Here is a 25,472-nt window from a genome sequence, read left to right on the forward strand (position 1 = left end):
CTACTGCACCGTTCCGCCGTTGACGACTGCCAGCACGGTCTCTCGCAGGTCTTCGGGGCCTTCGGCTACGACGTCCGCCCCGGAAAAGTCCATGCCGGGGTTGATATCGGTCCGGTAGGCGATACTCGTCATTCCTGCGCGGTTTGCCGACTCGATCCCGTTTTCGGAGTCCTCAACGGCGACACAGTCCGCCGGATCGACGTCGAGCGCGGCGGCCCCTTCCTCGTAGACAAGCGGTTCGGGTTTGCTGCGGCCGTCGACGGCGTTGCCGCTGACGACGCCATCGAAGTGGTCCCGGATGCCGAACCGGTCGAGCACGATGTCGATCCAGTCGTGTGGCGAGGAGGAGACGACGGCGAGGTCGACCTCTCGCTTCTGGAGTTCTTCTGCGAGTTCCTCGAACCCGGAAAGTAGGGCGACCCGCTCGCCGTATAGCTCCTCGGCGGCGGCCTCGTAGTGGGATTCGAGGGTCTCACGGTCGACCTGTAGCTGGTCAGCGTAGTTCTCTTCCAGATAATCGTAGATCTCCCGGTAGTTCATGCCCGTTATCTCCTCGTCCTCGACGACGCCCTCGCCGACCGCCTCGGGGAGCACCCGTTCCTCCTCGAGTTCGACCCAGTACTCCTCGGAGTCGACCAGTACGCCGTCCATATCGAACAACACGGCCTTCATGTACGGTGCATAGACGACTCGCCCGGATATAGCTCCCGTCATCGTACTGTGGGTTGCACCGGTACCGTCCACAGGTTCAAGTACGAATCCGGGCCCAGAGCGGTCCATGTCCGACACAGCCGATCCAGTCCTGCACGAGACCGACCACTCGATCCGCGTCTTCGCCGGCGAGTGTACCGCCATCTACGACAGCGAGGGCCGCGAGGAACACCGCGGTCACGTCACCGTCGTCGTCAAACCCGACAACACCGTCCTCGTTCACGACGCCGACGGCTACCAGCCAGTCGCGTGGCTCACCCGCGCCGATTCGGTGACCTGCGCCCGCGACCGCGGCTTCTCGGTGACGGCCCAGTCCGGCGACGAGACGCTCCGCGTCGTCGGCCACCGCGAGGACGGCTACGCCAGCTATCCGGCGACCGAAGCGGGCGTACCGGTCGGCACCTGCCCCGACTGCGGGCGCTCGCTCGTCCGCGCGAGCGGGGCCGTCTCCTGTCTTGGCTGTGGCGAGCGCTACGGTCTGCCGGCCGGCGCGTCGATCCGGTCGGAGCAGTGTGAGTGCGGTCTCCCCCGGCTTCGCGTCGAGCGCGGGGTCCCCTTCGACCTCTGTATGGACCGCGAGTGCGAGTCCCTCGACAGCGCGGTCCGCGAGGAGTTCGACCGCGCCTGGGACTGTCCGGAGTGTGGGGACGACCTTCGCGTCCTCCGCCGCGGCGGGCTTATCGCTGGCTGTAACTCCTACCCCGACTGCGAGACGGGCTTTTCCATTCCCGCGGGGACCGTGATCGGCTCCTGTGAGTGTGGGTTACCGCTGTTCGAGACCGCGACCGGGCGGCGGTGTCTGGACGCGACCTGCGAGCGCGTCGCGCAGGCAGACACGTAACCGTCGACGAGGGCGTGCGGCTGAGGACCGACCGTAGCACCTTTGCCCGCCCACGGGCGAACGTTTACCAATGGAAGGCACACTCCGCGACGGCGTCGTCCACCTTTCGGGCAACGCACGACAGCAGTTCTACGACGCTCGCGGCTACGGCTATCCGACCGGCGGGAACGATATCGCGGTCGCCCCCGTCGAGGCCGCGCATCTCCTCTTCCGGGGCGATCTGGATGCGGTCGTCGACGGCGACCGACGCCTCGGCTTCCGCGAGTTCCTCACCGGCACCGGCAGCGATCAGTTCGGCCTGCGATTCCTCGTCTACGCCGACCTGCGCGCACGCGGATTCTATCTCTCTCCGGCCCGCGAGCGGTGGACGCCGAACTCGGCCGACATCGAAACCGTTGATTTCGTCGTCTACCCGCGGGGCAAGGGCCCGGAAGACGGCCGGGTCGCCTACCGGATCCGCGTCGTCGGCGAGCGCCAGCGCCAGCCCGCCGCGTCGCTCGGTGACTGCACGCTCGCCATCGTCGACGAGGAGAGCGAGATTACCTACTTCGAGACGGGACGACCCGATCTCACTGGCTCGACGACGGTCGACCTCCCCGACGGGGTGCCGGCGGTCCTCTTCGCTGACCGGGCTATCTGCTGGGAGCCGCCCGAACAACTCCACGATAGTGGCTTTTATGGCCAGCCTCTCGCCGAGCGAAACGCCGACGGGATCCACGGACTCCAGTTGTCCCTCGTCGAGGCGGCACAGCTCGCCGACGCGGCTGCAATCGACGTTCCCGGCGGCTACGAGGCTGTCGTCGAACGCGGCCGTGCCGTGGAGGGCGAGCGGTTCGACCGGCGGCTCACTGCCTACTCCGCGCTCCGGGAGCAGGGAATCGTTCCCAAGACCGGCTTCAAGTTCGGCGCGGATTTCCGGACCTACGCCGACGTGGAATCGGTCGAAGAGCTCAGTCACTCCGAACGTCTCGTCCGGGTACTGCCGTCGAACCACGAGTTCGCGCCGCGAGACCTCTCGCAGATATTCGGCTGGCCCACGGCGTCCGCAAGGAGATGTTGTTCGCGCTGCCCGACGGCGAGGGCATCGACTGGCTCGCAGTCGGGCGCATCACGCCCTGACGGGGTCCCGAAACGAACGGTTTATGCGCCCGCCCGTACCAACCTCGGATAGTCGCACGGATGACCCGAGATACAGACTCCCGTGACGCCAGCGCATCGCCGTCCGAACGACACGCCTCGGACGGGGAGGACTGGCACTCGTCGGTCCGAACCGACGGTTCAGGCGCTACCGACAGCGCCGCGGGGGCCGACGAGGTCGCACTCGACCCCTGGGGCTCCTCGTCGGTCGCGGACTACCGCAAACTGTTCGAGGAGTTCGGCATCGCCGAGTTCGAGGAGCTACTGGACTCGGTGCCGAACCCCCACTACCTGATGCGCCGCGGCGTCATCTTCGGCCATCGGGACTACGAACCCGTCGCGGAAGCGATGCGAGAGGACGATGCGTTCGCCGTCCTCTCCGGGTTCATGCCGACGGGTGATCCCCACATCGGTCACAAACTCGTCTTCGACGAGATCATCTGGCATCAACAGCAGGGCGGCGATGCCTACGGGCTGATCGCCGACCTCGAAGCCCACAGCGCACGCGGCCTCTCCTGGGACGAGATCGACGAGCACTCGCGGGACTACATCCTCTCGCTGCTCGCGCTCGGCTTCGACCCCGAGGCAGGAACGCTCTACCGGCAGTCCGACAACCGTGAGGTGCAGGATCTGGCCTTCGAACTGGGTATCGAGGCGAACTACTCCGAACTCGGTTCGATCTACGGCTTCGACGGCGAAACCGACGTCTCGCACATGCAAAGCGTCGTCACGCAGATGGCCGACATCCTCTACCCGCAGGTCGCCGACCAGCCCAAGCCGACGGTGATCCCGGTCGGCCCCGATCAGGACCCACACATGCGTCTGGCCCGGGATCTGGCCGCTCGAACCCGCTTTTTCGGCGTCACGGAGGCGTACGCCAGTTTCGAGGCGAACGAGACCGAGCGTCGTCTGATCGCAGCGGCATACGAGGCCCTGACGGCGCGGCGGCCCGCACGGACGGAGAGCGCGACACCGTCCGCTGTGAGGACGTCGCCGACTGGCTGCGCGAGCACGAACCCGCGCCCGAAGAGGCCCGCCAGTCCGTCGTCGAAAAGCTCGACGCCGCGGGCAAGGAGCCGGTTCGACCCCGCGTCCGGCTACTCGACCGGAACGCCACCGAGGACGCCTTCGAGGCACTGATCGAGCGGATCGAGGGCGAGAAGCGCGTCTACGAGAACCACATCGACACCTTCGAGCTCTCCCGCGAGGCTGCCGACGAACTCGCTCGGCAGGCCGAACTCGATCACGGCGGCTACGGCTTCCGCCCGCCGTCCTCGATCTACCACCGGTTCATGACGGGGTTGACCGGCGGAAAGATGTCCTCGTCGATTCCCGCGTCGCACATCTCGCTGCTCGACGACCCCGAGGACGGCTACGACAAGGTCAAATCGGCAACTACGGGCGGCCGCGAAACGGCAGAGAAACAGCGCGAACTCGGCGGGAAAGCCGACGAATGTCCCGTCTACGAACTGTACGCCTACCTGCTCGCGGACGAGGACGACGAGTTCGCAAAGGACGTCTACGACGAGTGTGTCGGCGGCGAACGGCTCTGTGGTGGCTGCAAGGAGCAGGCCGCCGAACTCATGTCGGAGTTCCTCGAAGAGCACCAGGAGAAACGCGACGAGTGGGAAGCGAAACTCGACGACCTCGATATCGACCTCGATAGCGACCGGAAACGACAGTAGACCCTCGCGAATCCTTTTTGCCTGACCGCCGTGAAATTTTTTACCTGGCTCGAAGAAGCCGTAGCTATGTCCACTCGCGTCGACACGCTCAAACAGTCCGAGTACACCGGCGAAAACCGGTGTACGCCCTGTACAGTCGTCAACGTCTGTATCGCGGCCGTGCTTTCGGTCGCGGTCGGTTGGCTCGTCCCGCTTCTGGGTGTCGCCGTCTTCGGCCTCTCCCTCCTCGCGATATATTTCCGGGGCTATCTCGTCCCCGGGACGCCCGCGCTGACGAAGCGGTATCTTCCGGATCGCGTGCTGGCGCTGTTCGACAAAGCGCCCGAATCCGACTCGACTGGAGGCTTCGTCCCGGCATCCGAGGACGGGGCGACTACCGGAGCCACCGCGTCGGACGACGACGGGGACAGTACTACCGATGCCCCAGCTAGCGAGACGGGCGCGACCGATCCGGACTTCGTCCCCGAGCAACTGCTCGCAGATCTCGGCGTGGTCGAACCCTGCGAAGCGGTCGATGATCTCTGTCTGACCGAGGAGTTCGAGCGCTCGTGGCTCGACGCGACTGCACAGCATCGCGACGAGATCACCGACCCGGCGTTCCTCGCGCCGCTGTTCGACGCCGACGCCGAGGGTATCGAGAGCAACGAGGGCGAGGACTCCGTGGCGATCCAGGCAGCGGGTATCGGCCGCCAGCGCTGGATCTCGACGGGGGCGCTGCTCGCGGACGCCGCTGCGAACGAACTGCTCCTCGCAGAGCACGGGCGGTGGACGGCCCTCGACCCGCACCAGCGCCTCCCGATTCTGAAAGCGCTCCGGTCGTTCCTGCCCGTCTGTCCGCTCTGCGATGGCGAGATCCGGATGGGTAACGAGACGGTCGAGTCCTGTTGTCGGTCCTGGGAGGTGGTCGCGGTCGCCTGTACCGACTGTGAGACGCGCTATCTGGAAGTCGACGCACGGAGGATAGAGGGCGCAGCGGAATAATCGTCAGTTCGTCCTGTTCCGACGGCGACGCGGCGTCAGGCGTCCTCTTCGAGCCACCCGGCCGGTCCGCTATCGTCGTCTCTGTGCTCGCCGACGGTTCGACGGTTGCTCTCTCCAACCCGGTCAGCGATGGTTTCAACCAGTTCGGAGAGTGGCTCGGCCACCTCGCTGTCCTCGTCGGTCACTGCCGGTCGCCCCGTTCCTTCCGCGCCGAGTTCCGGGTGGACCGGAAGCCGACCCAAGAGTTCGACGCCGTAGTCCTCGACGATGCCGTCCGCGCCGTCCTGGCCGAACACCTCGTGGACGTCCCCGCAGTTCGGGCACTGGAACCCGCTCATGTTCTCGACGATGCCGAGCACCTCGGCGTCGTGTTGCTCGAACAGTTCCAGTCCCTTGCGGGCGTCGTCGACGGCCATCTGTTGGGGCGTCGTGACGATCACCGCGCCAGCCACCGGGACGCTCTGGAGCAGGTTCAGCGAGGCGTCACCGGTCCCCGGCGGGAGGTCGACGACGAGATAATCGAGCAGTCCCCACTCGACGTCCTCGATGAACTGCACCAGTATGTTGTTGACCATCGGTCCCCGGAGGACTGCGGGGTCGTCCTCGTTCTCGGTGAGAAAGCGCATGCTCATGACGCTGATCCCGTCCGAAGTCGGCGGGACGAGACGCTGATCGTCGGTCAGCGCCGGTTCGTCCTCGACGTTGAGGATGCGCGGGACGTTCGGCCCGTGGATATCCGCGTCGAGGATGCCGACGTTCGCGCCGAGGTCGCTCAACCCGGCGGCGAGGTTCGTCGCGACAGTCGTCTTGCCCACGCCGCCCTTGCCGCTCGCGACGGCGATGACGTTCTTGACGTTGGGGTACACCTCGGTGTCGAAGCCCAGTTCCTCGTCTACGCCGGCGTGTAGCTCCGGCTCCAAGCCGAGGTCCGAGACGGCCGTTCGGATTCGATCACCGAGTTCCATCTCGCCCGGTGCGTAGGGTGTGTTCAGCGCGAGCGAGACGTGACCCGTCCCGTCTTCGACAGCGACGTCGTTTACCAGCCCGAGCGAGACGACATCGTCGTCCAACTGTGGGTCGGTCACTGTGCTGAGTTGATCGAGGAGTTCGCGTTCGGATGTCATGGATGGTTCGTCGTAGTTGTTCCCGCTGGAAGCCGGGCCGCATTTGCTCTGCTCATAGCCGATTGCTGTTTCGGGCTCGGTACCGTTCGTATTCGCCCTGTTCGATCGTAGCTTGGTGGTGTAACTGTATATGCTCCCAGTCGGTTTTCATTTCACGAGAACGATCTATCCCGTGTTGGTTTCTATCATGACCGTGACTCGCAAGGTTTTTTCTGACTCCTCACTATGGGTTCGTATGGCACCCGAACCCGCTACTCGTGCCAGTGGTGCGGCGATCCGACCACCAGCCAGTCAGGGTCTCGGGTTTTTCTTTTCGGTCTGATCGATCGGTGGACTCACGCAGACGGCTTCTCGCCCGACGCGTCGACGAAACCGACCGCTAAACCGGAACCGGTAACTGACGACCACGCAGTGTGACATACATGAATCCATGAAACTCCCAGCATCACAGGTCGCGGTCCTCGAAGCCGCGAGCGCGGACGAGGCACAGACGATCGACCAGATAGCGACGCTGACAGAGGAAAAGCCCGAGACCGTCACCGGCGCGGCGTTCAATCTCGAATCCGATGGGCTCGTCTCGATCGAGGAGACGGTCGAGGAGAGCGTCGAACTCACCGACGAAGGGCGGCAGTATCTCGAGGAGGGGCTTCCCGAGGTCCGCCTCTACGAGGCGGCCACAGAGCTCGGTGCGGACGAGGATGCCGTCTCCATGGGCCAGGGTATCGGTGCGTCCGGCCTCGACGGAGCGGCCGTCGATATCGCGCTCTCGAACTACGCCCGGAAAGGCTACGGCACCATCGACAGCGGCGAGATCACGGCCGATCCCGACGCCGATCCCGATACCGATGCGGAGGCGGCGGCGCTCGAGGCGCTGGCGTCCGGCGATCCGGCCCCGGCCGACGAGGAGACGCTCGACCAGCTGCTCACCGTGGGCTCGTCGATCGCTCGGAGCGGACGGTCCGGTCGGTGCGACTCACCGACGACGGCATCACCGCGCTGATGGAGGGCGTCGAGGTGGCCGAAACCGTCGACCAGCTCACCCCCGAGATGCTCACCAGCGGCGAGTGGAGCGAGGTCGAGTTCACGGAATACAACGTCGAAGCGGACGCCCCCGAGTACGGCGGCGGGAAAGAGCACATCCTTCGCCAGACGGCCAATCGCGTCAAGGACGTCCTCGTCGGCATGGGCTTTCAGGAGATGGAGGGCCCCCACGTCGACGCGGATTTCTGGATCAACGACTGTCTGTTCATGCCCCAGGACCACCCGGCGAGAACCCACTGGGACCGCTTTGCAATGGACAACCCCCAGGAGATCGACGACCTTCCGGCCGACCTCGTCGAGCGCGTCGAGCGCGCCCACCGCGAAGGCGTCGGCGAGCACGGCGACGGCTACCACTCACCGTGGGACGAGGACTTCGCGCGTGCGCTCGCGCTGCGCGGGCACACCACGTCACTCTCGACTCGGTATCTCTCCGGCGAGCAGGTCGGCGAACTCGAACCGCCCCAGCGGTACTTCAGCGTCGAGAAGGTCTACCGTAACGACACGCTCGATCCGACGCATCTGCTGGAGTTCTTCCAGATCGAGGGCTGGGTGATGGCCGAGGACCTCTCGGTGCGTGACCTCATGGGCACCTTCGAGGAGTTCTACGCCCAGTTCGGGATCACCGATATCGAGTTCAAACCGCACTACAACCCCTACACCGAACCGAGTTTCGAGCTCTTCGGGACCCACCCCGAGACGGGCGAACTGATCGAGATCGGCAACAGCGGCATCTTCCGCGAGGAGATGCTCGAACCGCTGGGCGTCGACTGCGACGTGATGGCGTGGGGGCTCGCCCTCGAACGCCTGCTCATGCTGATCTACGGCTTCGAGGACATCCGTGATGTCCACGGGACGCTGTGTGATCTCGAACTGCTACGCGATACCGAGGTGATGTACTGATGCCAACAGTCGACGTCGACCCGGACGAACTGCGCGAACTGACCGACCACGAGGAGAAATCCGACGAGGAACTCAAAGACGACCTGTTCTCGCTCGGCCTCGAGTACGAGGGCTCGACCGAGAACGGCGACTTCGAACTGGAGTTCGCGCCGGACCGACTGGATCGGCTCTCCGTCGAGGGGATCGCCCGGTCGCTCCGCTACCAGTACGGCGACGACCGTGGCGTTCACGTCCCTAACACGAACGACGCTGACTGGGTCATCGAGGTCGAAGACGCCCCGGAGGACCGCCCCTACGTCACCGGTGCGGTGATCCGCGGCGTCTCGCTGGACGAGGCTGCGCTGGATTCGCTTATCCAGTTGCAGGAAAAGCTCCACGCTACGATGGGCCGCAAGCGTGCGAAGGGTGCCATCGGCATCCACGATCTTACGATGCTGAAAGGCACGTCGCTCGACCCGACCGCCGGGGACGAGCGTACGACCAACAGCATCCGCTACACGAGCGTCGAACCGGATGGCGACCGGTTCGTCCCGCTCGACTCCGACCGGGAACTCACTCCCGGAGAAGTGCTCGAAGAACACTCGACGGGGGAGACGTACGCCGACCTCGTTAGCGAGTACGACCGCTATCCGGCGATCTACGACGACATCGGCCTGTTCTCGTTCCCGCCAGTGATCAACGGTCGCCGTACCGAGGTGACGACCGACTCGCGCAATCTGTTCGTCGAACTGACGGGCACCGACCAGTGGACGATTGACCGAATGTGTGCGATCATCTGCTACGCGCTCGACGCCCGCGCCGCGACCATCGAGGACGTCATGGTGGAGTACTCCGACCGCGAACTCTCCACCCATCAGACCGCGGCTGACGAGCACGAGGCGCAACGAAGTCTCGTGCGCCCCGACTTCGAGCTATCGGAGAAGGCTGTCTCACACGAGCGGATCGAGACGCTGCTCGGCGTCGACTTCGACCCCGACGAAGTGATCGACCTCTTCGAGCGATCCGGCCTCGATGCCGTGACGGCTGAGGACGACGAGGGCAACCTGATCTACGAGGCGACGATTCCGCCGTATCGCGTCGATATCCTCCATCCCCTGGATCTCGTCGACGACCTCGGCCGGGCGTATGGATTCAACGACCTCGAACCGCGGTACCCCGACGTGAGCACTGTCGGTGGGCGACACGAACGCTCCCGACTGGAAGATGCCGTCCGAACCCAACTCGTCGGACTCGGCTTCGAGGACATGCTGAACTTCTACATGATCAACGAGGCCGAGAACTTCGATCGGATGAGCCTCTCGCCGGATGCCGATGCCGTCGGCGCGGGGACGCCGACCACGATCAAGAACCCCTACAGCGAGGACTACACCATGCTTCGGACGTGGGTGCTCCCCTCGCTGATGATGGTGCTCGAAGGGAACACACACCGGCGGTATCCACAGGACCTCGTCGAGATCGGTCTCGCCGCGCAGGTGGACCAATCGGAGAACACGAACGTTGCCGAACACCGTGCGGTCGCTGGCGTACTCGCCCGACACGATGCCACCTACGAGGACGCCAAGGGCCGTCTCCAGGCGCAGCACGGAACTTCGGCGTCGAACTGGAGACGCCGGCGACGACGCACCCGAGCTTTATCGACGGCCGGACTGCCGAGGTCGTCATCGACGGTGAACCGGTCGGTATCGTCGGCGAAGTCCATCCCGGGGTGCTGGTCGAACACGAACTCGAACTGCCGGTTTCGGCGTTCGAGTTCCGACTGGACGCGCTACAGTAGCGAACAGGCACCGCTTTCGCCCGTGGCGTGTCGCGGTGCACAGTTCGAACCACGCCACGGCATCGGCCAGTACACGCGTCGCTCTGGGCTCGGTCTGGTAGAAAAACCTGTAGCCGATGCGCTATAGATCCACGCCGACGGCGTCCTCGACCGAATCGAAGCCGTCCCGATCGAGCAGGTCCAGCAGCCCCTCGTTGATTTTGCGTGCGATCCCGGGGCCCTCGTAGACTAGCCCGGTGTACAGTTGGACGACGCTCGCTCCGGCCCGGATCTTCTCGTAGGCTCCTTCCGCACTGGAGATGCCGCCCACGCCGATCACCGGTACGTCGGTCCGTTCGGCGACGAACTGTACCGTCCGTGTTCCTCGCTGCTCGATCGGCTTCCCGGAGAGACCGCCTTCTTCGGCGGCGTTCGGATTCGTTAGCGTCTCCGCTCGCTCTGTCGTCGTGTTGATGGCGATGATGCCGTCGAGATCGAGGTCGTCGACGACGGCGAGCGCGTCTTCGATCGAACTCTCGGGCAGATCCGGCGAGAGTTTGACGAGTAGCGGATACGCACCCTGTTCTTTGAGTCGCCCGAGGATCCGTTCCAGATGCTCCCGGTTCTGTAGCTCTCTGAGGCCGGGCGTGTTCGGGCTGGAGACGTTGACCACGAAGTAGTCGCCGTGTTCGGCCACGCGCTCGTACGTGTACGCGTAGTCGTCTGCGGCCTCCTCGAGCGGCGTGGACTTCGACTTGCCGATGTTCACACCGATTGGCACGTCGGGGAGTTCGAGTCGGCGCATCTGCTCGCCGATCTCGTCTGCGCCGTCGTTATTAAAGCCCATCCGGTTGATGAGCGCTTCGTCCTCCGGGAGACGGAACATCCGCGGACGCGGGTTCCCGGGCTGTTTCTCGGCGGTGACACCTCCGATCTCCACGTGACCAAACCCGAGCGCGCTCAGCATCGACGGGACTTCCGCGTTCTTGTCGAAGCCAGCAGCCACACCGACCGGTGTCGGGAACTCGAGATCCCACAGGTCGACTGTGAGACGGTCGCTTTCGACTGCATATCTGTTTGCAACCGCTCGTTCGACTGGCGTGTTCTGTGCGATCTTGAGGCCAGTGTGGACGAGATTGTGAGCGGTTTCCGGTGGGAGTTTGAAAAATATCGGCTTTGCGAGACTGTAAACGTCCATCGTGTGTCACCCTGGGCCGTTTGGCTATAAAGTTCCCGAAGACACGATATCGACGGTACGGGGGTTAGAAGTCGTGCTCTACTTCGTCCTGGTCCGCTTTCTGAATGATGATCTTGCCCTCCCGAACACGTACAAAGACGTCGTCGCCGATCTCCATCCCAGCCACCGCCAGCTCGTCTTCGTGTAGGTTGATGTGGACGTTGTGGTATTCTCCGTCTTCGCCCTTCGCACCACTGGGACTGAGCTTCTTTTTCCGTACCATCGAGGTATTCTATGACGAAGTTCGCCACACGACATACTTAAGTGTTTTCTACGGACGCAACTATTTCGGGGACGGTAGCCGTGCGCGTGACATCCTTTCGGGGCTACATATCGACTGTACCACCCTTTCGTCGTACGTTTTCACACTCTCATGCGAGAACAAATGGGTTAGAATTATATACTAAGCACTGAATCGGCGTCCCCTCGGGGATATATTTATATTGAGTCATGTGCTCGGTTCTCATGGAGGCAACAAACCATGGTACGTGAAGACGGTAAGCGAAACTTTGCACTGCGCGAACAGGAAGGCGAGGAACCGAGCGTGTTTTCGGGTAACACTCCCCGACAGGCTGCCCTGAAAGCCGCCCGGCGTCTCGAACCAGCACCGTCGGAAGACGAGGCCGAGATGACGGAACTCCGACTTCGGGAGAAAGGTACCGACAAGGTCCATATCTATGAAGGCTGGGCCTGGCACGAGAAGGCGCCGGACGACAAGCCGGACTGGATGCCCGAAGAGATCACCGAGGCGAACGTCTCGAAACAGGGCATCGAGCACCTCGACGAATAAATCGTCCGCCAGGAATGGCTTTTTTGTCGTGCTCGGCCAGTTCGGTAGCCGAGCACCTTCGACGCTCTCTGTAACCACCTTTCACTTCTGTTACCGTATCGCATCTGTGCGGCCACCTTACGACCTGAACACAGCTCGTACCGTGACCTGCTGTACCGAGTCATCCCGTTGCCATGGTACGCTCTTCCGATGGCGGATTCGTTCGACGGCCTTAAGTTTACCACCGGCTTCCGACAGTATGCAAGCGACGTGACGCAGTCGACTCCCACCGAGTCGCTCGGTGTCCCTCTGGTCACGACCTGACTCGGAGGCAGGTACGCTCCACCGCTCACACGCTCGTGGCAAAACGATGCCCTTAAGTGTGAAAGTGGACTACTGTCGTATTGCGCACGGCGGTTCCGTCGACATCCTCGACGGAGTCGGAATCCGACGCCCTTAAGTGTATAAGGGTACTCGGATTGAATGCGAACGACACGATGCGACCGACGGCCCGTTCAACTCGGGCCTCAGTCGCCTGGACCGAAAGACGCGCTTCAGAAGGCCTTAAGGGCTTTCTCGAGGTAATATTTGGTCCGAAAGAGATGAGGATTCCACCCCTGCGGTCCGCCGTACACGATGGAATCTGATGTTAGCTTTGGTAGTTCGGCGACATCCGGGCGCTCGTGCCTGGTCGTCGCCGGATTACGGACTCATGCAATGTTACAAACGCGATCATGTTCCCTGACGGGGAACATAAGGTGACGCCATCCCTCTGGGATGGCATCCCGCCTAACCGCCCCCACCAGGGGGCACATTCCGGTTGATCCTGCCGGAGGCCATTGCTATGGGGATCCGATTTAGCCATGCTAGTCGCACGAGTTCAGACTCGTGGCGGAAAGCTCAGTAACACGTGGCCAAACTACCCTCTGGACAGGAATACTCTCGGGAAACTGAGGCTAATGCCTGATACCGTTCCGCTGCTGGAACTGCACGGAACTGGAAACGCTCCGGCGCCAGAGGCTGTGGCTGCGGCCGATTAGGTTGACGGTGGGGTAACGGCCCACCGTGCCAGTAATCGGTACGGGTTGTGAGAGCAAGAGCCCGGAGACGGTATCTGAGACAAGATACCGGGCCCTACGGGGCGCAGCAGGCGCGAAACCTTTACACTGCACGCCAGTGCGATAAGGGGATCCCCAGTGCGAGGGCATATAGTCCTCGCTTTTCACCACCGTAGGGAGGTGGTGGAACAAGAGCTGGGCAAGACCGGTGCCAGCCGCCGCGGTAATACCGGCAGCTCAAGTGATGGCCGCTGTTATTGGGCCTAAAGCGTCCGTAGCCTGCCAGGTAAGTTCGTCGGGAAATCTACGTGCCCAACACGTAGGCGGCCGGCGAAACCTGCCTGGCTTGGGACTGGATGGCTCGAGGGGTACGACCGGGGTAGGAGTGAAATCCTATAATCCTGGTCGGACCACCGGTGGCGAAAGCGCCTCGAGAAGACAGATCCGACGGTGAGGGACGAAAGCCAAGGTCACGAACCGGATTAGATACCCGGGTAGTCTTGGCCGTAAACGATGTCCGTTAGGTGTGGCACAGGCTACGAGCCTGTGCTGTGCCGCAGTGAAGACGATAAACGGACCGCCTGGGAAGTACGTCCGCAAGGATGAAACTTAAAGGAATTGGCGGGGGAGCACTACAACCGGAGGAGCCTGCGGTTTAATTGGACTCAACGCCGGACATCTCACCAGCATCGACAACAGGAGTGACGATCAGTGTGATGAGCTTATCAGACCTGTTGAGAGGAGGTGCATGGCCGCCGTCAGCTCGTACCGTGAGGCGTCCTGTTAAGTCAGGCAACGAGCGAGACCCGCATCCTTAATTGCCAGCACTGGCTCGCGCCAGGTGGGTACATTAGGGAGACTGCCGTGGCTAACACGGAGGAAGGAACGGGCAACGGTAGGTCAGTATGCCCCGAATGTGCTGGGCGACACGCGGGCTACAATGGCCGAGACAGTGGGATGCAACCCCGAGAGGGGGCGCTAATCTCCGAAACTCGGTCGTAGTTCGGATTGAGGGCTGAAACTCGCCCTCATGAAGCTGGATTCGGTAGTAATCGCCACTCAGAAGGTGGCGGTGAATACGTCCCTGCTCCTTGCACACACCGCCCGTCAAAGCACCCGAGTGGGGTCCGGATGAGGCCGAGTTCCTCGGTCGAATCTGGGCTCCGCAAGGGGGCTTAAGTCGTAACAAGGTAGCCGTAGGGGAATCTGCGGCTGGATCACCTCCACTGACCGGGATCGGGGCGACGCCCCGACCCACCTATATACTCATGCACTGTCCGCACGCCGGCCGACGCCACCACGACGCGTCCGGGCGCTAACGAACTATCAAAGCTAACACTATACACGCCTCTCCGGGCTCTGCCCGGAGTGGGCCCATAGCTCAGCGGTAGAGTGCCTCCTTTGCAAGGAGGATGCCCAGGGTTCAGAATCCCTGTGGGTCCATGACTCGTGCTCGAATCGCGAACCGTTGCCCTTAAGTGGGAAACGGCGCTCGGTTGGAGTACGAAGCGAAACTGATGCACCATCCCGTGTAAGCGCGGATGGGAAGGGTTGAACACTCGGCTAGACCACCCCGGGTGTGACGAGACCATGTGTACGTGCGATCCAGACGTCCACTGGACCAGTTCGGCAGACTTGCGAGTCTGCTCAACCGCAGTGGTCCAACACAGACGACACACGATTTAGACGATTAGACGACAGACGTGGCTACGACGCTGGCTGGTGAATAGCTCGGCTCGAGAGCCGACGACGGACGTGCCAAGCTGCGAAAAGCCCGAGGGAGCCGCACGGAGGCGAAGAACTCGGGATCTCCAAATAGGAATCCTCACCGCAATTGCTTTGCGCAATGGGGAACGCCGAGAACTGAAACATCTCAGTATCGGCAGGAATAGAAAGCAATCCGCGATATCGTTAGTAACCGCGAGTGAACGCGACACAGTCCAAACCGAAGCCTTCACGGGCAATGTGGTGTTCGGGCTGACTTGCAGCACTTGAACCTCGATCAGAAGTCTCCTGGAACGGAGCGTGAAACAGGGTGACAACCCCGTACGATCGAGCAGTAGAGTGTGCGTCAGTTCCAGAGTAGCGGGGGTTGGATATCCCTCGTGAATATCTCAGGCATCGACTGAGAAGACTAAACACTCCTCGAGACCGATAGCGAACAAGTAGCGTGAGCGAACGCTGAAAAGCACCCCACAACGGGAGGTGCAATAGGGCTTGAACTCAGTCAGCCACTGAGCGACGGGGCATACAAGGTCCATTGGAAAACGACCTGGGGGCGACCCCACAGTAGGACCCAATGGAAGCCGATGTCGCGTCGTGCGTTTTGAAAAACGAGCCAGAGAGTGTGTCTGAATGACGAGTCTAACCGGTGCATCCGGGAAGGCATAGGGAAACCGACATGGCCGCAGGGCTTTGCCCCAGGGCCGCCGTATTCAAGTGCGGGGAGTCATTCGGACACGACCCGAATCCGGACGATCTATGCGTGAGCAAGGTGAAGCATGGCGAAAGCCATGTGGAGGCCTGTTAGAGTTGGTGTCCTACAATACCCTCTCGTGACTCACGTATAGGGGTGAAAGGCCCATCGAGTCCGGCAACAGCTGGTTCCAACCGAAACATGTCGAAGCATGACCTACGCCGAGGTCGTTCGTGAGGTAGAGCTACCGATTGATGACCCCGCCTCCGAGAGGAGTCGGCTCATCTGTCAAACTCCGAACTTACGAACGCTGTTGACGCGTGGATTCCGGTGCGCGGGGTAAGCCTGCGTACCGTAAGGGAGACAACCCAGCGCCGGGTTAAGGTCCCAAAATGTGGATTAAGTGCAACCGAAGGTGGTCCCGAGCCCCAGACAGCCGGGAGGTGAGCTTAGAAGCAGCTACCCTCTAAGAAAAGCGTAATAGCTTACCGGCCGAGGTTCGGGGCGCCCAAAATGATCGGGGCTCAAATCCACTACCGAGACCTGGCCGCACTCTTCACAGAGTGATCGAGTAGGTTGGCGCTCCAGTTGGGTGGAAGCACGGGTGAGAACTCGTGTGGACCGACTGGTGACGACAATTCTGGCCATAGTAGCAGCGATAGTCGGGTTAGACCCCCGACGGCCAAATGGATAAGGGTTCCTCGGCAATGCTGATCAGCCGAGGGTTAGCCGGTCCTAAGATCTCTCGCAATTCGAGGAGATCGAAACAGGGTAGCAGATTAATATTTCTGCGCCACCGTACATTCAAAGGAGACGTTTCGGGGTCGCCCAGGCTGGGCTCGCGCCCAGTGTAACCGTCCAACTCCGTGGAAGCCGTAATGGCACGAAGCGGACGAACGGCGAGATACCGCAAGCTGGGTCAACCTGGAACCCGTGAAAATCTGAGTACGGTGTCCGTACCGAGAACCGACACAGGTATCCATGGCGGCGAAAGCCAAGGCCTGTCGGGAGCAACCGACGTTAGGGAATTCGGCAAGTTAGTCCCGTACGTTCGCAAGAAGGGATGCCTGCTCTTTATGGAGCAGGTCGCAGTATCTCGGACGCTCCGACTGTCTAGTAACAACACAGGTGACTGCAAATCCGCAAGGACTCGTACAGTCACTGAATCCTGCCCAGTGCGGGTATCTGAACACCCAGTACAATGGGACGAAGGACCCGTTAACGGCGGGGGTAACTATGACCCTCTTAAGGTAGCGTAGTACCTTGCCGCTTCAGTAGCGGCTTGCACGAATGGATGAACGAGAGCGTCACTGTCCCAACGTTGGGCCCGGTGAACTGTACATTCCAGTGCGGAGTCTGGAGCCCCCAAGGGGAAGCGAAGACCCTATGGAGCTTTACTGCAGGCTGTCGCTGAGACACGGTCGCTAGTGTGCAGAATAGGTAGGAGCCGCTACACAGGTACCCGCGCTGCGGGCCACCGAGGCAATCTTGAAATACTACCCACTAGTGACTGTGACTCTCACTCCTGGCGGAGGACACCGGTAGCCGGGCAGTTTGACTGGGGCGGTACGCGCTTGAGAGAAGATCGAGCGCGCCCCATGATTATCTCAGCCGGGTCAGAAATCCGGCGCAGAGTGCAAGAGCACAAGATAGTCTGACAGTGTCCTGCCTAACGAAGGACGCTGACGCGAAAGCGGGGTCAGCGAACCAATCATGGCCCTCAATGGGCCAGATTGATGACAGAAAAGCTACCCAGGGATAACAGAGTCGTCACCCGCAAGAGCACATATCGACCGGGTGGCTTGCTACCTCGATGTCGGTTCCCTCCATCCTGCCCGTGCAGAAGCGGGCAAGGGTGAGGTTGTTCGCCTATTAAAGGAGGTCGTGAGCTGGGTTTAGACCGTCGTGAGACAGGTCGGCTGCTATCTATTGGGGGTGTTTGAGTACTTGACAGGAACAAGCGTATAGTACGAGAGGAACTGCGCTTGGGTGCCACTGGTGTACCGGTTGTCCGCAAGGGCACGTGCCGGGCAGCTACGCACCACGGGGTAAGAGCTGAACGCATCTAAGCTCGAAACCCACCTGGATACGAAGTACTCTTGAGGCAACTCGTAGAAGACGAGTTCGATAGACTTGGGGTGTCCGCGTCGAGGCAACGAGACGTTGAGCCCGCGAGCACTAACATGCCAAGCCATTCACTCATATCCGAGTGTATCATCTGCACTGGTCCACAACGTAGAGCGACTCGCTCTGCTGACCTGGTCCAGGCGTAAACTGGATCGCACGTACACGAATATGGTGGTCAACTGACCAACGGACAGGTGTCCATTATTGTGGTTCGAGTCCACGAGTTGGCGTTAAGGCGGCCAGAGCGGCAGGGCAACTCCCGTACCCATCCCGAACACGGAAGATAAGCCTGCCAGCGTTCCGGCAAGTACTGGAGTGGGAGACCCTCTGGAAACACCGGATCGCCGCCTGCTATTCATAGACCCTCCGCGCCCATTCGGGCGCGGGGGTTATTTCATTCAGAAGGAGAGCGGCAGTGCCGGTCAGCGCGGACGCGTGGCCGATGCCGACCCGACTCCCACTGTCGAAACGCAGGGCTTAAGCGGGAGTCCCGTCTACGTTTTCTTGCGCCAAGGTGGCAGAGTTCGGCCTAACGCAGCGGCCTGCAGAGCCGCCCATCGCCGGTTCAAATCCGGCCCTTGGCTTTCTTTTGTTGCGAGCAACGTTGCGAGCGGCAAGATCAAATGACGATTCGACCTCTGGGACGACCGACCGCCAATCGGTTCGAGCACTGCGACGCTGAACGGTGCGGTCACCGAACTCGACGCCGCCGGTAACGAGACGAGCGAAACCCAGACGGTGTAGACGACTGAAGCGTTCCCACGGATGTCACTGGACCCGACTCTGGACGTGACTGTCGACGAGGACATCACGATTCGGTTTGCCGTGACCAACAGGGGCACTGAGGCTGTCGAGTTGACGTTCCGAACTGGACAGCACGCCGACGTTACCGTCCACGATACCGACACTGACGTGGCCGTCTGGCGGTGGAGCGACGACAAGATGTTCACTCAGGCGCTCGAGCGCGTGACCTTGTCTCCCGGTGAGACTCTCGAACACGAATACACCTGGTCCGATCCCCAATCGGGGGACTACGTCGCAGTCGCGACCCTTGAAGCCGACAGAGATGCCGAGACACGAGTCGAGATGACGATATGACACTTTGTCGGCATCTCCCGGGGGTTTTCCGGACGAATCGTCGTTCCCCTGGGTGACTGACAAACTACTCGCGTTTCGGGCCGACGGATAGAAAACAGACCGCACGAGATATCTCTCGGACATCTCGGTGGGTCGCTGACAACGTGTGCGAGAGTCACATCAAAATACTGAACTGCCCATGCTCCCTTTTCAAAGATAGTGACTGATCAGCCCCGCGACTCGGACCGCCCTCCAGCGGACCCGAACGATACGACGGCCGAACAGGACGATTCCGGCGACGAGCCGAAAGAATCGATCACCGAGGAAGCCTGATCCGGCCGCTCTTTCATCTCGCGTGGCCGATAGTTGTCATCCAACTGTTGCAGGTGACCTACAACGTCGCTGACACGCTCTATCTCGGCCGACTCTCTGCGGATGCTGTCGGTGCGATCAGCCTCGCGTTTCCGCTGATCTTTCTGCTGATCGCCGTCGCGGGCGGCTTTACGACCGCGGGTGCGATCCTTGTCGCCCAGTATATCGGTGCGAAGGGTGACCGGTCGGCAGGGCTAGTCACGGGCCAGACCGTCTCGTTCGTCAGTCTGCTCTCGGTCGTTATCGGTATCGTCGGCTACTTTTACACGCGCCCGGCGCTCGAACTCCTACCGAGTGATCCGGATACCGCGGCAAACGTCATTCCGCTGGCCGCGGATTACATGGAGGTCTTCTTCCTCGGGATGCCGCTGCTGTTCGGGTTTTTCGTCTTTTCGGCGCTCATGCGCGGGTATGGCGACACGCGAACGCCGATGCTGGTGATGGTGGTCTCGGTGGTCGCGAACGTCCTCCTCGATCCGTTCCTGATCTTCGGCTTTCAGAACAACCCGCTCATGCTGTGGACCGGACTGCAGGGGGTCGAAGCGTCGCTGCTCGCTAGCACTGGGTTCACTGGTTGGGGTATCGAGGGCGCAGCGGCCGCGACGATTATCGCCCGCGGGGCGGGGACGGGGCTGGGACTCGGTATCCTCTTCGGTACGTCGGTCGGACCCGCCGTTCGCCTGAGCCATCTCCGCCCGGACCTCGATATTATCGAAGATATCGTTCGGCTGGGTACGCCCAGCATGATCGAGCAGAGCACGAGCGCGCTCGCGATGATCAGTCTGACCGCGATGGTCGTCACGTTCGCGCCGACAGTGGTCGCCGCGTACGGACTCGGGAACCGACTGATCTCGCTGGTCTTCCTTCCCGCGATGGGGCTGGGTCGAGCGATAGACACGATGGTCGGGCAGAACCTCGGTGCGGACCGGGCGGATCGAGCGGCGCGGTCGGCGTGGCTCGCTGCCACGACCGGTGCGGGCGTCATGCTCGTCGTCGCGGTAATCGCGGTCACGTTCACCGAACCGATCGTGAGTATCTTCCTCGGTGACGTCCCCGACGCACCGGAGACCATCGCGCTCGGCGTCGACTACGTTCAGATCCGCTCGGTCGAGTTCGCCTTCATCGGCGTCTCGCAGGTGATGCTCGGCGCGTTCCGTGGGGCCGGGAACACGAAGGTGGCGATGGTCATCTCGATCATCACGCTGTGGGTCGGCCGCGTGGGGACGGTCTATCTGCTCGTGTTCGCCTTCGATATGGGCGAGACGGGTATCTGGATCGGGATGGCGGTCGGGAACGTGCTCGGGGCGATAGTCGCGGTAGGATGGTTCCTGCGTGGGACCTGGAAGGAAAAGTATATCGACGAACCGGCGGTCGAGGCGTCGGACACGACTGCGCCTGCCGATCAGGACGACTAGGTCGGTTCCCCGACGTATTTGTAGCCGCCGCCGTTTTCGGGAGATATGGACGATCGGATCAAACGACACGCCGAGGTACTGGTCGACTGGAGCGCGCGGATCGAGGCGGGCGACGACGTCGTCCTCGCAGTCAGTCCGGGTGCCCACGAACTCGCAGTGGCGACGGCGGAGTTACTCGGTGAACGGGGGCGAACCTCGTCACGACGCGGTCGTCCGGCGAAATCGCCAGAGCGTATCTCAGCGCCCACGACGACGAGTTCGACGCGGACCCGGCTCACGAACTCGCGCTCTACGAGAACGCGGACGCCTATCTCTCGCTGGGGGTGGCCACAACACGTCGGCAACGGCGGACGTCCCCGCGGAGCGCCGGCAGGCCCACGCGAAAGCGAGGGAGGGAGTGCGCGAGGCCCGGATGGATACCGACTGGGTCTCGACCGTCCACCCTACCCGATCGCTTGCCCAGCAGGCAGGCATGGCCTACGAGGAGTACCAGGAGTTCGTCTACGACGCCGTTCTGCGGGACTGGGACTCCCTCGCCGACGAGATGGATCGGATGAAGGACCTGCTCGACGAGGGAAGCGAGGTCCGACTTGTCTCCGCGAACACCGACCTGACGATGTCGATAGACGAGCGAACGGCGGTCAATAGCTGTGCCACAGTCGCCTACGACTCGCACAACCTCCCGAGCGGCGAGGTCTTCACCGCCCCCTACGGCACGACCGGCCACGTCGAGTTCGACGTCCCGATGACCATCCACGGCAAGCGGGTCCGGGACGTCTCGCTGACGTTCGAGGACGGCGAGGTTATCGAGTACGACGCCGGCCAGAACGCCGACGTGATCGGTGATGTCCTCGATACCGACGCGGGCGCGCGCCGCCTGGGCGAACTGGGGATCGGCATGAACCGCGGGATCGATCGCTTCACCGACAACATCCTGTTCGACGAGAAGATGGGCGACACCGTCCACCTCGCGCTCGGTCGGGCCTACGACGCCAACATGCCCGACGGCGTGGCTGGAAACGACAGCGCCGTTCACGTCGACCTGATCACGGACGTCAGCGAGGATTCCCGGCTGGAAATCGATGGGGAAACAGTCCAGCGAAACGGCCGGTTCCGGTGGGAAGAGGGCTTCGAGTAGCGAGACCGGACCTACTCAAACACTAAGCGAATCCCGCCCGTGCATACTGTCATGGGGAGAGAGATCCTCGTTCCGGTCGACGGTTCGGACACCGCCTGGAAGGCTCTGGAGCACGCGCTCGAACACCACGAAGGGGATTCGATTACGGTGCTGTACGTGATCCATCCGCTGGAGGGCGATTACGTGACAGAGAATGGGGAACAGATCAAGCAAAGCGAGCAGATTGCCCGAGAGGCCCGCGACCGGTTCGACCGGGTGGACCCCGAAGCGACGGAGTTCGACGTCCAGTTCCGGGAGGGTCGGCCGGCACACGTGATCCTCTCGTACACTCGGGAACACGACATCGACCAGGCCGTGATGGGGAGCAAAGGCCTGTCCGGCGTGAAGCGGTTGCTACTCGGAAGCGTCGCCGAGACCGTCGTCCGCCGCTCGGACGTGCCAGTCAACGTCGTTCGATAGCTAAAACGTGCTTACTGTGCGGTAGAAAACAGCGGCTCAGTCGTCTTCGGTCGACGTCCGGTCGAGATCCTTCTCTCCAGTATGAATCTTGTATCCGTCCTGTGCAACCTTCTCGGCGAGGACGGCACACTTGATTCGCATCGGACTGATGTCGACGCCAAGCATGTCGACGATATCGTCTCGATCCATCTCCATCAAGTCCTCGATAGATTTGCCGGGTAGCTTCGTCGAGAGCATGCTTGCGCTCGCCTGGCTGATCGCACAACCGTCACCCTGGAAGGCGACGCCCTCGATCGTCTCGTCGTCCTCGGCCAGTTTGACGTCGACCCGGATCTCGTCGCCACACATCGGGTTCTCGCCGACGTGCGTGTAGGTCGGCTCCTCGATCTCCCCGTAGTTTCTCGGGTTCTTGTAATGATCGAGGATCTGCTGGCGATACATATCTGATCCCATTCCCATTGTTGAAAATAGATAGGTGCGTCTGCGGCAAAAGGATTCCGACGCCGCCACCGGATCGCTAGCGGTCGATTGCGATAGATCGCCGTTTCAGAGTCGTTCGAGGAGTTTCCCGCTTGCCGAGGTGCCCTTCCGATTGAACGAGAGCACGCGCACGCGGAGCATCTCCGCCGGTTGGACCTCCTTGGGAACGTCCTTGACGAAGATCACGAACCCCTCGACCTTGACGACGGCATCGGTCTCCCCGCTATGGTGTTCGGTCAGCTCTTCGACCCCAGCCTCGATAATCTCGCCTTTCTCGACCGGCGCGTCACGGCTCTGTGCCTTCTGGTGGGCGCGCTTCGAGGCCGAACTGTCGGATGCACGTCGCGAGCGCCACCAGAGCACGACTGCGACTCCGATGACGGCGACGACGAGCACTGTTCCGAACAGTGGCGTCATCTCCGGTGGAACGTTCATCGTCACCCTGTGGTCGCTCATCCCTGAAAAACCCCCGTTACTGACCAGTCGGTCGTGCCAGAGCAGGGGTCCAGAACAAAGGAACTGCCAGAACGAGGCCGCTTCAGGCGACGAGTTCCCGCGCATCCGAAGCGCGCGCTTCGAGGTCTGACTCGGTCCCCTCGTCAGACCGTCCCGAGGGTACAGTAATCCTTCAGGCGAAGAGTTCCCGCGCGTCATCTATCGCATCGATCAGGATATCGATCTCTGCGGGCGTGTTGTAGATGTAAAAGGACGCGCGGGCGGAGGCGGCGACGCCGAGTTTGTCGTGCAGTGGCTGGGTGCAGTGGTCGCCGGCGCGGATTGCGACCGCCGAGTCGTTCATGATCGACGCGAGGTCGTGGGCGTGGACCGACCCGAGGTTGAACGCGACGAGACCGCCGCGGTCGGGGCCGGGTTCGGGGCCGTAGATCTCGATGTCGTCGAACTCCGAAAGCCGGTCGTAGGCGTAGTTGGCCAGGAACTCCTCGTGTTTCTGGATGTTCGCCATCCCGATGTCGTCGAGGTAGTCCGCGGCCTCGGCCATCGCGACCCCTTCGGCGATCAGGGGCGTGCCCGCCTCGTACTTCCAGGGCAGATCGTTCCAGGTCGCGTCGTCGAAGGTGACCTTCTTGATCATGTCGCCGCCGTAGAGGAACGGCTCCATCCCTTCGAGGATCTCTTTTTTGCCGTAGAGACCGCCGATCCCTGTCGGCCCAGCCATCTTGTGGCCGGAGAAGGCGTAGAAATCGGCATCCATCGCTTCGACGTCGACCGGTCGGGTCGGGACGGCCTGCGCACCGTCGACGAAGATGTACGAGTCGTTCTCGTGAGCGATGTCGGCCAACTCGGCGACGGGGTTGATCGTTCCCAGCGTGTTCGAGACGTGGACGACGCTGACCATCTGGGTGTCCTCGCCGATCAGTTCGCGGGCGTGGTCCATGTCGAGGCGGCCGGTCTCGTCGACGCGGATGTACCGGACGTCCGCGCCGGTTCGCTTGGCGATCTGTTGCCACGTCACCAGCGCGGCGTGGTGTTCCATCTCCGTGAGGACGACCTCATCGCCGGGTTCGAGTTCGTGTAGTCCCCAGGCGTAGGCGACGAGGTTCATGCTCTCGGTGGTGTTCTTCGTAAAGATCATCTCCTCGCGGCCGCCGCTCGCGCCGATAAACTCGGCGAGGCGGTCGTGGGCCTCCTCGTAGGCGATGGAGGCCTCCTGGCTGAGGTGGTGGATCCCGCGGTGGACGTTGGCGTTGTACCCACGGTAGTAGTCGCCGAAGACGTCGATGACCTGGTTCGGGGTCTGGCTCGTCGCCGCGTTGTCGAGATAGACGACCTGTTGGCCGTCGTTAACTTGCCGCTGCAGGATCGGGAAGTCCTCGCGGATTCGCTCGACATCGAGGGGTGCGGTCTCGTGGCTTCTCATTACTGAAGCGGAAGGACTCCAGGCAAAACACTCCTTCGGTCGCGTACCATCTGCCGCCTGTCGGACGGGTCTGGACGCCGTTTTACTGCCGCGCGAGACGCCGCTACGGTGCCATCTGAGACGCCGTCAGGACGCGCGAAGTTCGGTGAGGATCGACGGTCGCGTAAAGCGCAACATTAGTTCGGTGTAGCGTGCGAACAGCCACGCCAGCCCGTTGGTCACGTGCAGGACGAGGATGCCGACGACTACGCCAATAGCGCTGAACGCGAGGGCGCTCCACGCCGAGTCGGCGTACGTCGAGATTACTTCGCCGGTTTCGAGCGTCGCGCTGTAGGGAAGTGCCAGACTGACCTCCCAGCCGCCACGGTCGAAGACGAACTCCGGCAGGGTGAACTCGATGGAGCTACCCATCACGATGCCGACGTTCGGATTGCCGTAATGTAGCGGCGCGAGCAACAGCGTGACGACGACCGATCCCAGCACGGTGACGACGATGAACGCGAACAGGCCGAGGAAGAACTTGCTGAACAGATAGGCGGTGCTTTTCCACGTGGCGACGTCGAGGAGCAGGGCTTTCAGACGTCCGAGCGCACCCGTGTCGGCAGCGGGGTCGGCCGCCGGGATGTCGACGTCGAGTAACACCTCCGCGAGCGTTCGCTCGACTGCGGCTAACTGGGTGGCGAAATAGATAGTCAGCACCAGCAGGGGAGCCCGAAGACGAGGATGATCAGTGCGAGGCCAACGGAAAAGCCAGTGACGAGGAAGACGAAGTATGCCAGTCCGAGCGGGAAGGCCAGCAGCAGGTAGAGCAGATTGAAGTAGGTCTGGCGGCGGAGGGGGCCCCGAGGAACCAGCGAAGCCCGTCCGTTGCA

At 62.2% G+C, this 25,472-nt stretch carries 13 protein-coding genes, 2 tRNA genes, 3 rRNA genes and 6 pseudogenes; 16 read left to right on the top strand and 8 right to left on the bottom strand.

What is annotated here, in order from left to right:
- Positions 1-672 (bottom strand): HAD family hydrolase, encoded by a 672-nt coding sequence (locus tag ACFQH2_RS03000; RefSeq protein ID WP_377076441.1) that lies wholly within the window; start codon positions 670-672, stop codon positions 1-3.
- A gap of 106 nt (positions 673-778) precedes the next feature.
- On the opposite strand from ACFQH2_RS03000, the gene ACFQH2_RS03005 reads away from it, so the two are divergent.
- The 4 genes and pseudogenes from ACFQH2_RS03005 (at position 779) to ACFQH2_RS03020 (ending at position 5,355) form a co-directional block, all read left to right on the top strand.
- The gene (locus ACFQH2_RS03005) at positions 779-1,552 is read left to right on the top strand and encodes a topoisomerase DNA-binding C4 zinc finger domain-containing protein (protein ID WP_377056678.1); all 774 of its coding nucleotides are present in this window, start codon (positions 779-781) and stop codon (positions 1,550-1,552) included.
- Between the two features lie 70 nt (positions 1,553-1,622).
- Positions 1,623-2,671 (top strand): annotated as a pseudogene (endA, locus tag ACFQH2_RS03010) (tRNA-intron lyase).
- 60 nt (positions 2,672-2,731) lie between these two features.
- A pseudogene (locus tag ACFQH2_RS03015) lies at positions 2,732-4,374 on the top strand (tryptophan--tRNA ligase).
- Positions 4,375-4,440: 66 nt separating this feature from the next.
- The gene (locus ACFQH2_RS03020; RefSeq protein ID WP_377056684.1) at positions 4,441-5,355 is read left to right on the top strand and encodes a hypothetical protein; all 915 of its coding nucleotides are present in this window, start codon (positions 4,441-4,443) and stop codon (positions 5,353-5,355) included.
- A gap of 35 nt (positions 5,356-5,390) precedes the next feature.
- Here the strand turns inward: ACFQH2_RS03020 and ACFQH2_RS03025 are convergent, their stop codons facing one another.
- The gene (locus tag ACFQH2_RS03025; protein ID WP_377056686.1) at positions 5,391-6,479 is read right to left on the bottom strand and encodes a P-loop NTPase; all 1,089 of its coding nucleotides are present in this window, start codon (positions 6,477-6,479) and stop codon (positions 5,391-5,393) included.
- Between the two features lie 430 nt (positions 6,480-6,909).
- On the opposite strand from ACFQH2_RS03025, the pseudogene ACFQH2_RS03030 reads away from it, so the two are divergent.
- Together ACFQH2_RS03030 and pheT are read left to right on the top strand one after the other, a co-directional pair.
- Positions 6,910-8,420, top strand: a pseudogene (locus ACFQH2_RS03030) (phenylalanine--tRNA ligase subunit alpha).
- Positions 8,420-10,194 (top strand): annotated as a pseudogene (pheT, locus tag ACFQH2_RS03035) (phenylalanine--tRNA ligase subunit beta). The pseudogenes ACFQH2_RS03030 and pheT overlap by 1 nt, the downstream one beginning before the upstream one ends.
- 121 nt (positions 10,195-10,315) lie before the next feature.
- Here pheT and ACFQH2_RS03040 read toward each other — a convergent pair.
- Together ACFQH2_RS03040 and ACFQH2_RS03045 are read right to left on the bottom strand one after the other, a co-directional pair.
- Positions 10,316-11,371 carry a quinone-dependent dihydroorotate dehydrogenase gene (locus tag ACFQH2_RS03040; RefSeq protein ID WP_377056692.1) on the bottom strand — a complete coding sequence of 352 codons (1,056 nt, stop codon included), beginning with the start codon at positions 11,369-11,371 and terminating at the stop codon, positions 10,316-10,318.
- Between the two features lie 64 nt (positions 11,372-11,435).
- Positions 11,436-11,633: a hypothetical protein gene (locus tag ACFQH2_RS03045; RefSeq protein WP_377056694.1), complete on the bottom strand. Its 198-nt coding sequence runs from the start codon at positions 11,631-11,633 to the stop codon at positions 11,436-11,438.
- Between the two features lie 258 nt (positions 11,634-11,891).
- Between ACFQH2_RS03045 and ACFQH2_RS03050 the strand changes: the two genes are divergently transcribed.
- The 10 genes and pseudogenes from ACFQH2_RS03050 (at position 11,892) to ACFQH2_RS03095 (ending at position 22,241) form a co-directional block, all read left to right on the top strand.
- Complete coding sequence (locus ACFQH2_RS03050; RefSeq protein WP_377056696.1) at positions 11,892-12,200, top strand: non-histone chromosomal MC1 family protein; 309 nt, start codon at positions 11,892-11,894, stop codon at positions 12,198-12,200.
- A 792-nt stretch (positions 12,201-12,992) separates the two neighbouring features.
- A 16S ribosomal RNA gene (locus ACFQH2_RS03055) occupies positions 12,993-14,463 on the top strand.
- Between the two features lie 144 nt (positions 14,464-14,607).
- Positions 14,608-14,680 (top strand) — tRNA-Ala (locus ACFQH2_RS03060).
- Between the two features lie 255 nt (positions 14,681-14,935).
- A 23S ribosomal RNA gene (locus ACFQH2_RS03065) occupies positions 14,936-17,853 on the top strand.
- A 158-nt stretch (positions 17,854-18,011) separates the two neighbouring features.
- Positions 18,012-18,133, top strand: a 5S ribosomal RNA gene (gene rrf, locus ACFQH2_RS03070).
- Together the 16S, 23S and 5S rRNA genes with 2 tRNA genes alongside form the textbook arrangement of a ribosomal RNA operon.
- Before the next feature lie 155 nt (positions 18,134-18,288).
- Positions 18,289-18,364, top strand: a tRNA-Cys gene (locus ACFQH2_RS03075).
- A gap of 181 nt (positions 18,365-18,545) precedes the next feature.
- Positions 18,546-18,878, top strand: coding sequence for a BsuPI-related putative proteinase inhibitor (locus ACFQH2_RS03080; protein ID WP_377056698.1), 333 nt, complete (start codon positions 18,546-18,548; stop codon positions 18,876-18,878).
- Between the two features lie 195 nt (positions 18,879-19,073).
- Positions 19,074-20,644 (top strand): annotated as a pseudogene (locus ACFQH2_RS03085) (MATE family efflux transporter).
- A gap of 45 nt (positions 20,645-20,689) precedes the next feature.
- Positions 20,690-21,782: pseudogene (locus tag ACFQH2_RS03090) on the top strand (aminopeptidase).
- A gap of 51 nt (positions 21,783-21,833) precedes the next feature.
- The gene (locus ACFQH2_RS03095; protein ID WP_377056704.1) at positions 21,834-22,241 is read left to right on the top strand and encodes a universal stress protein; all 408 of its coding nucleotides are present in this window, start codon (positions 21,834-21,836) and stop codon (positions 22,239-22,241) included.
- 36 nt (positions 22,242-22,277) lie between these two features.
- Here ACFQH2_RS03095 and sufU read toward each other — a convergent pair whose 3' ends face one another.
- The 4 genes from sufU to ACFQH2_RS03115 all read right to left on the bottom strand — a co-directional run bounded on the left by sufU (position 22,278) and on the right by ACFQH2_RS03115 (position 25,299).
- Complete coding sequence (sufU, locus tag ACFQH2_RS03100; RefSeq protein WP_377056706.1) at positions 22,278-22,700, bottom strand: Fe-S cluster assembly sulfur transfer protein SufU; 423 nt, start codon at positions 22,698-22,700, stop codon at positions 22,278-22,280.
- Positions 22,701-22,787: 87 nt separating this feature from the next.
- Positions 22,788-23,156 carry a TRAM domain-containing protein gene (locus tag ACFQH2_RS03105; protein WP_377056708.1) on the bottom strand — a complete coding sequence of 123 codons (369 nt, stop codon included), beginning with the start codon at positions 23,154-23,156 and terminating at the stop codon, positions 22,788-22,790.
- Between the two features lie 193 nt (positions 23,157-23,349).
- Positions 23,350-24,600 carry an aminotransferase class V-fold PLP-dependent enzyme gene (locus tag ACFQH2_RS03110; RefSeq protein ID WP_377056710.1) on the bottom strand — a complete coding sequence of 417 codons (1,251 nt, stop codon included), beginning with the start codon at positions 24,598-24,600 and terminating at the stop codon, positions 23,350-23,352.
- 126 nt (positions 24,601-24,726) lie between these two features.
- Positions 24,727-25,299 carry a sensor domain-containing protein gene (locus ACFQH2_RS03115; RefSeq protein ID WP_377076442.1) on the bottom strand — a complete coding sequence of 191 codons (573 nt, stop codon included), beginning with the start codon at positions 25,297-25,299 and terminating at the stop codon, positions 24,727-24,729.
- Between the last annotated feature and the right edge of the window lie 173 nt (positions 25,300-25,472).

The sequence above is a fragment of the Natronoarchaeum sp. GCM10025703 genome (genome assembly GCF_042661985.1).
In the GTDB taxonomy this organism is placed as follows: domain Archaea; phylum Halobacteriota; class Halobacteria; order Halobacteriales; family Natronoarchaeaceae; genus Natranaeroarchaeum.

Coding starts and splice junctions, on each gene's coding strand:
- sufU (WP_377056706.1), bottom strand. CDS start 22,700: ATGGGAATGGGATCAGATATGTATCGCCAGCAGATCCTCGATCATTAC.
- ACFQH2_RS03050 (WP_377056696.1), top strand. CDS start 11,892: ATGGTACGTGAAGACGGTAAGCGAAACTTTGCACTGCGCGAACAGGAA.
- ACFQH2_RS03040 (WP_377056692.1), bottom strand. CDS start 11,371: ATGGACGTTTACAGTCTCGCAAAGCCGATATTTTTCAAACTCCCACCG.
- ACFQH2_RS03080 (WP_377056698.1), top strand. CDS start 18,546: ATGTCACTGGACCCGACTCTGGACGTGACTGTCGACGAGGACATCACG.
- ACFQH2_RS03025 (WP_377056686.1), bottom strand. CDS start 6,479: ATGACATCCGAACGCGAACTCCTCGATCAACTCAGCACAGTGACCGAC.
- ACFQH2_RS03000 (WP_377076441.1), bottom strand. CDS start 672: ATGAAGGCCGTGTTGTTCGATATGGACGGCGTACTGGTCGACTCCGAG.
- ACFQH2_RS03110 (WP_377056710.1), bottom strand. CDS start 24,600: ATGAGAAGCCACGAGACCGCACCCCTCGATGTCGAGCGAATCCGCGAG.
- ACFQH2_RS03095 (WP_377056704.1), top strand. CDS start 21,834: ATGGGGAGAGAGATCCTCGTTCCGGTCGACGGTTCGGACACCGCCTGG.
- ACFQH2_RS03105 (WP_377056708.1), bottom strand. CDS start 23,156: ATGAACGTTCCACCGGAGATGACGCCACTGTTCGGAACAGTGCTCGTC.
- ACFQH2_RS03005 (WP_377056678.1), top strand. CDS start 779: ATGTCCGACACAGCCGATCCAGTCCTGCACGAGACCGACCACTCGATC.
- ACFQH2_RS03020 (WP_377056684.1), top strand. CDS start 4,441: ATGTCCACTCGCGTCGACACGCTCAAACAGTCCGAGTACACCGGCGAA.
- ACFQH2_RS03045 (WP_377056694.1), bottom strand. CDS start 11,633: ATGGTACGGAAAAAGAAGCTCAGTCCCAGTGGTGCGAAGGGCGAAGAC.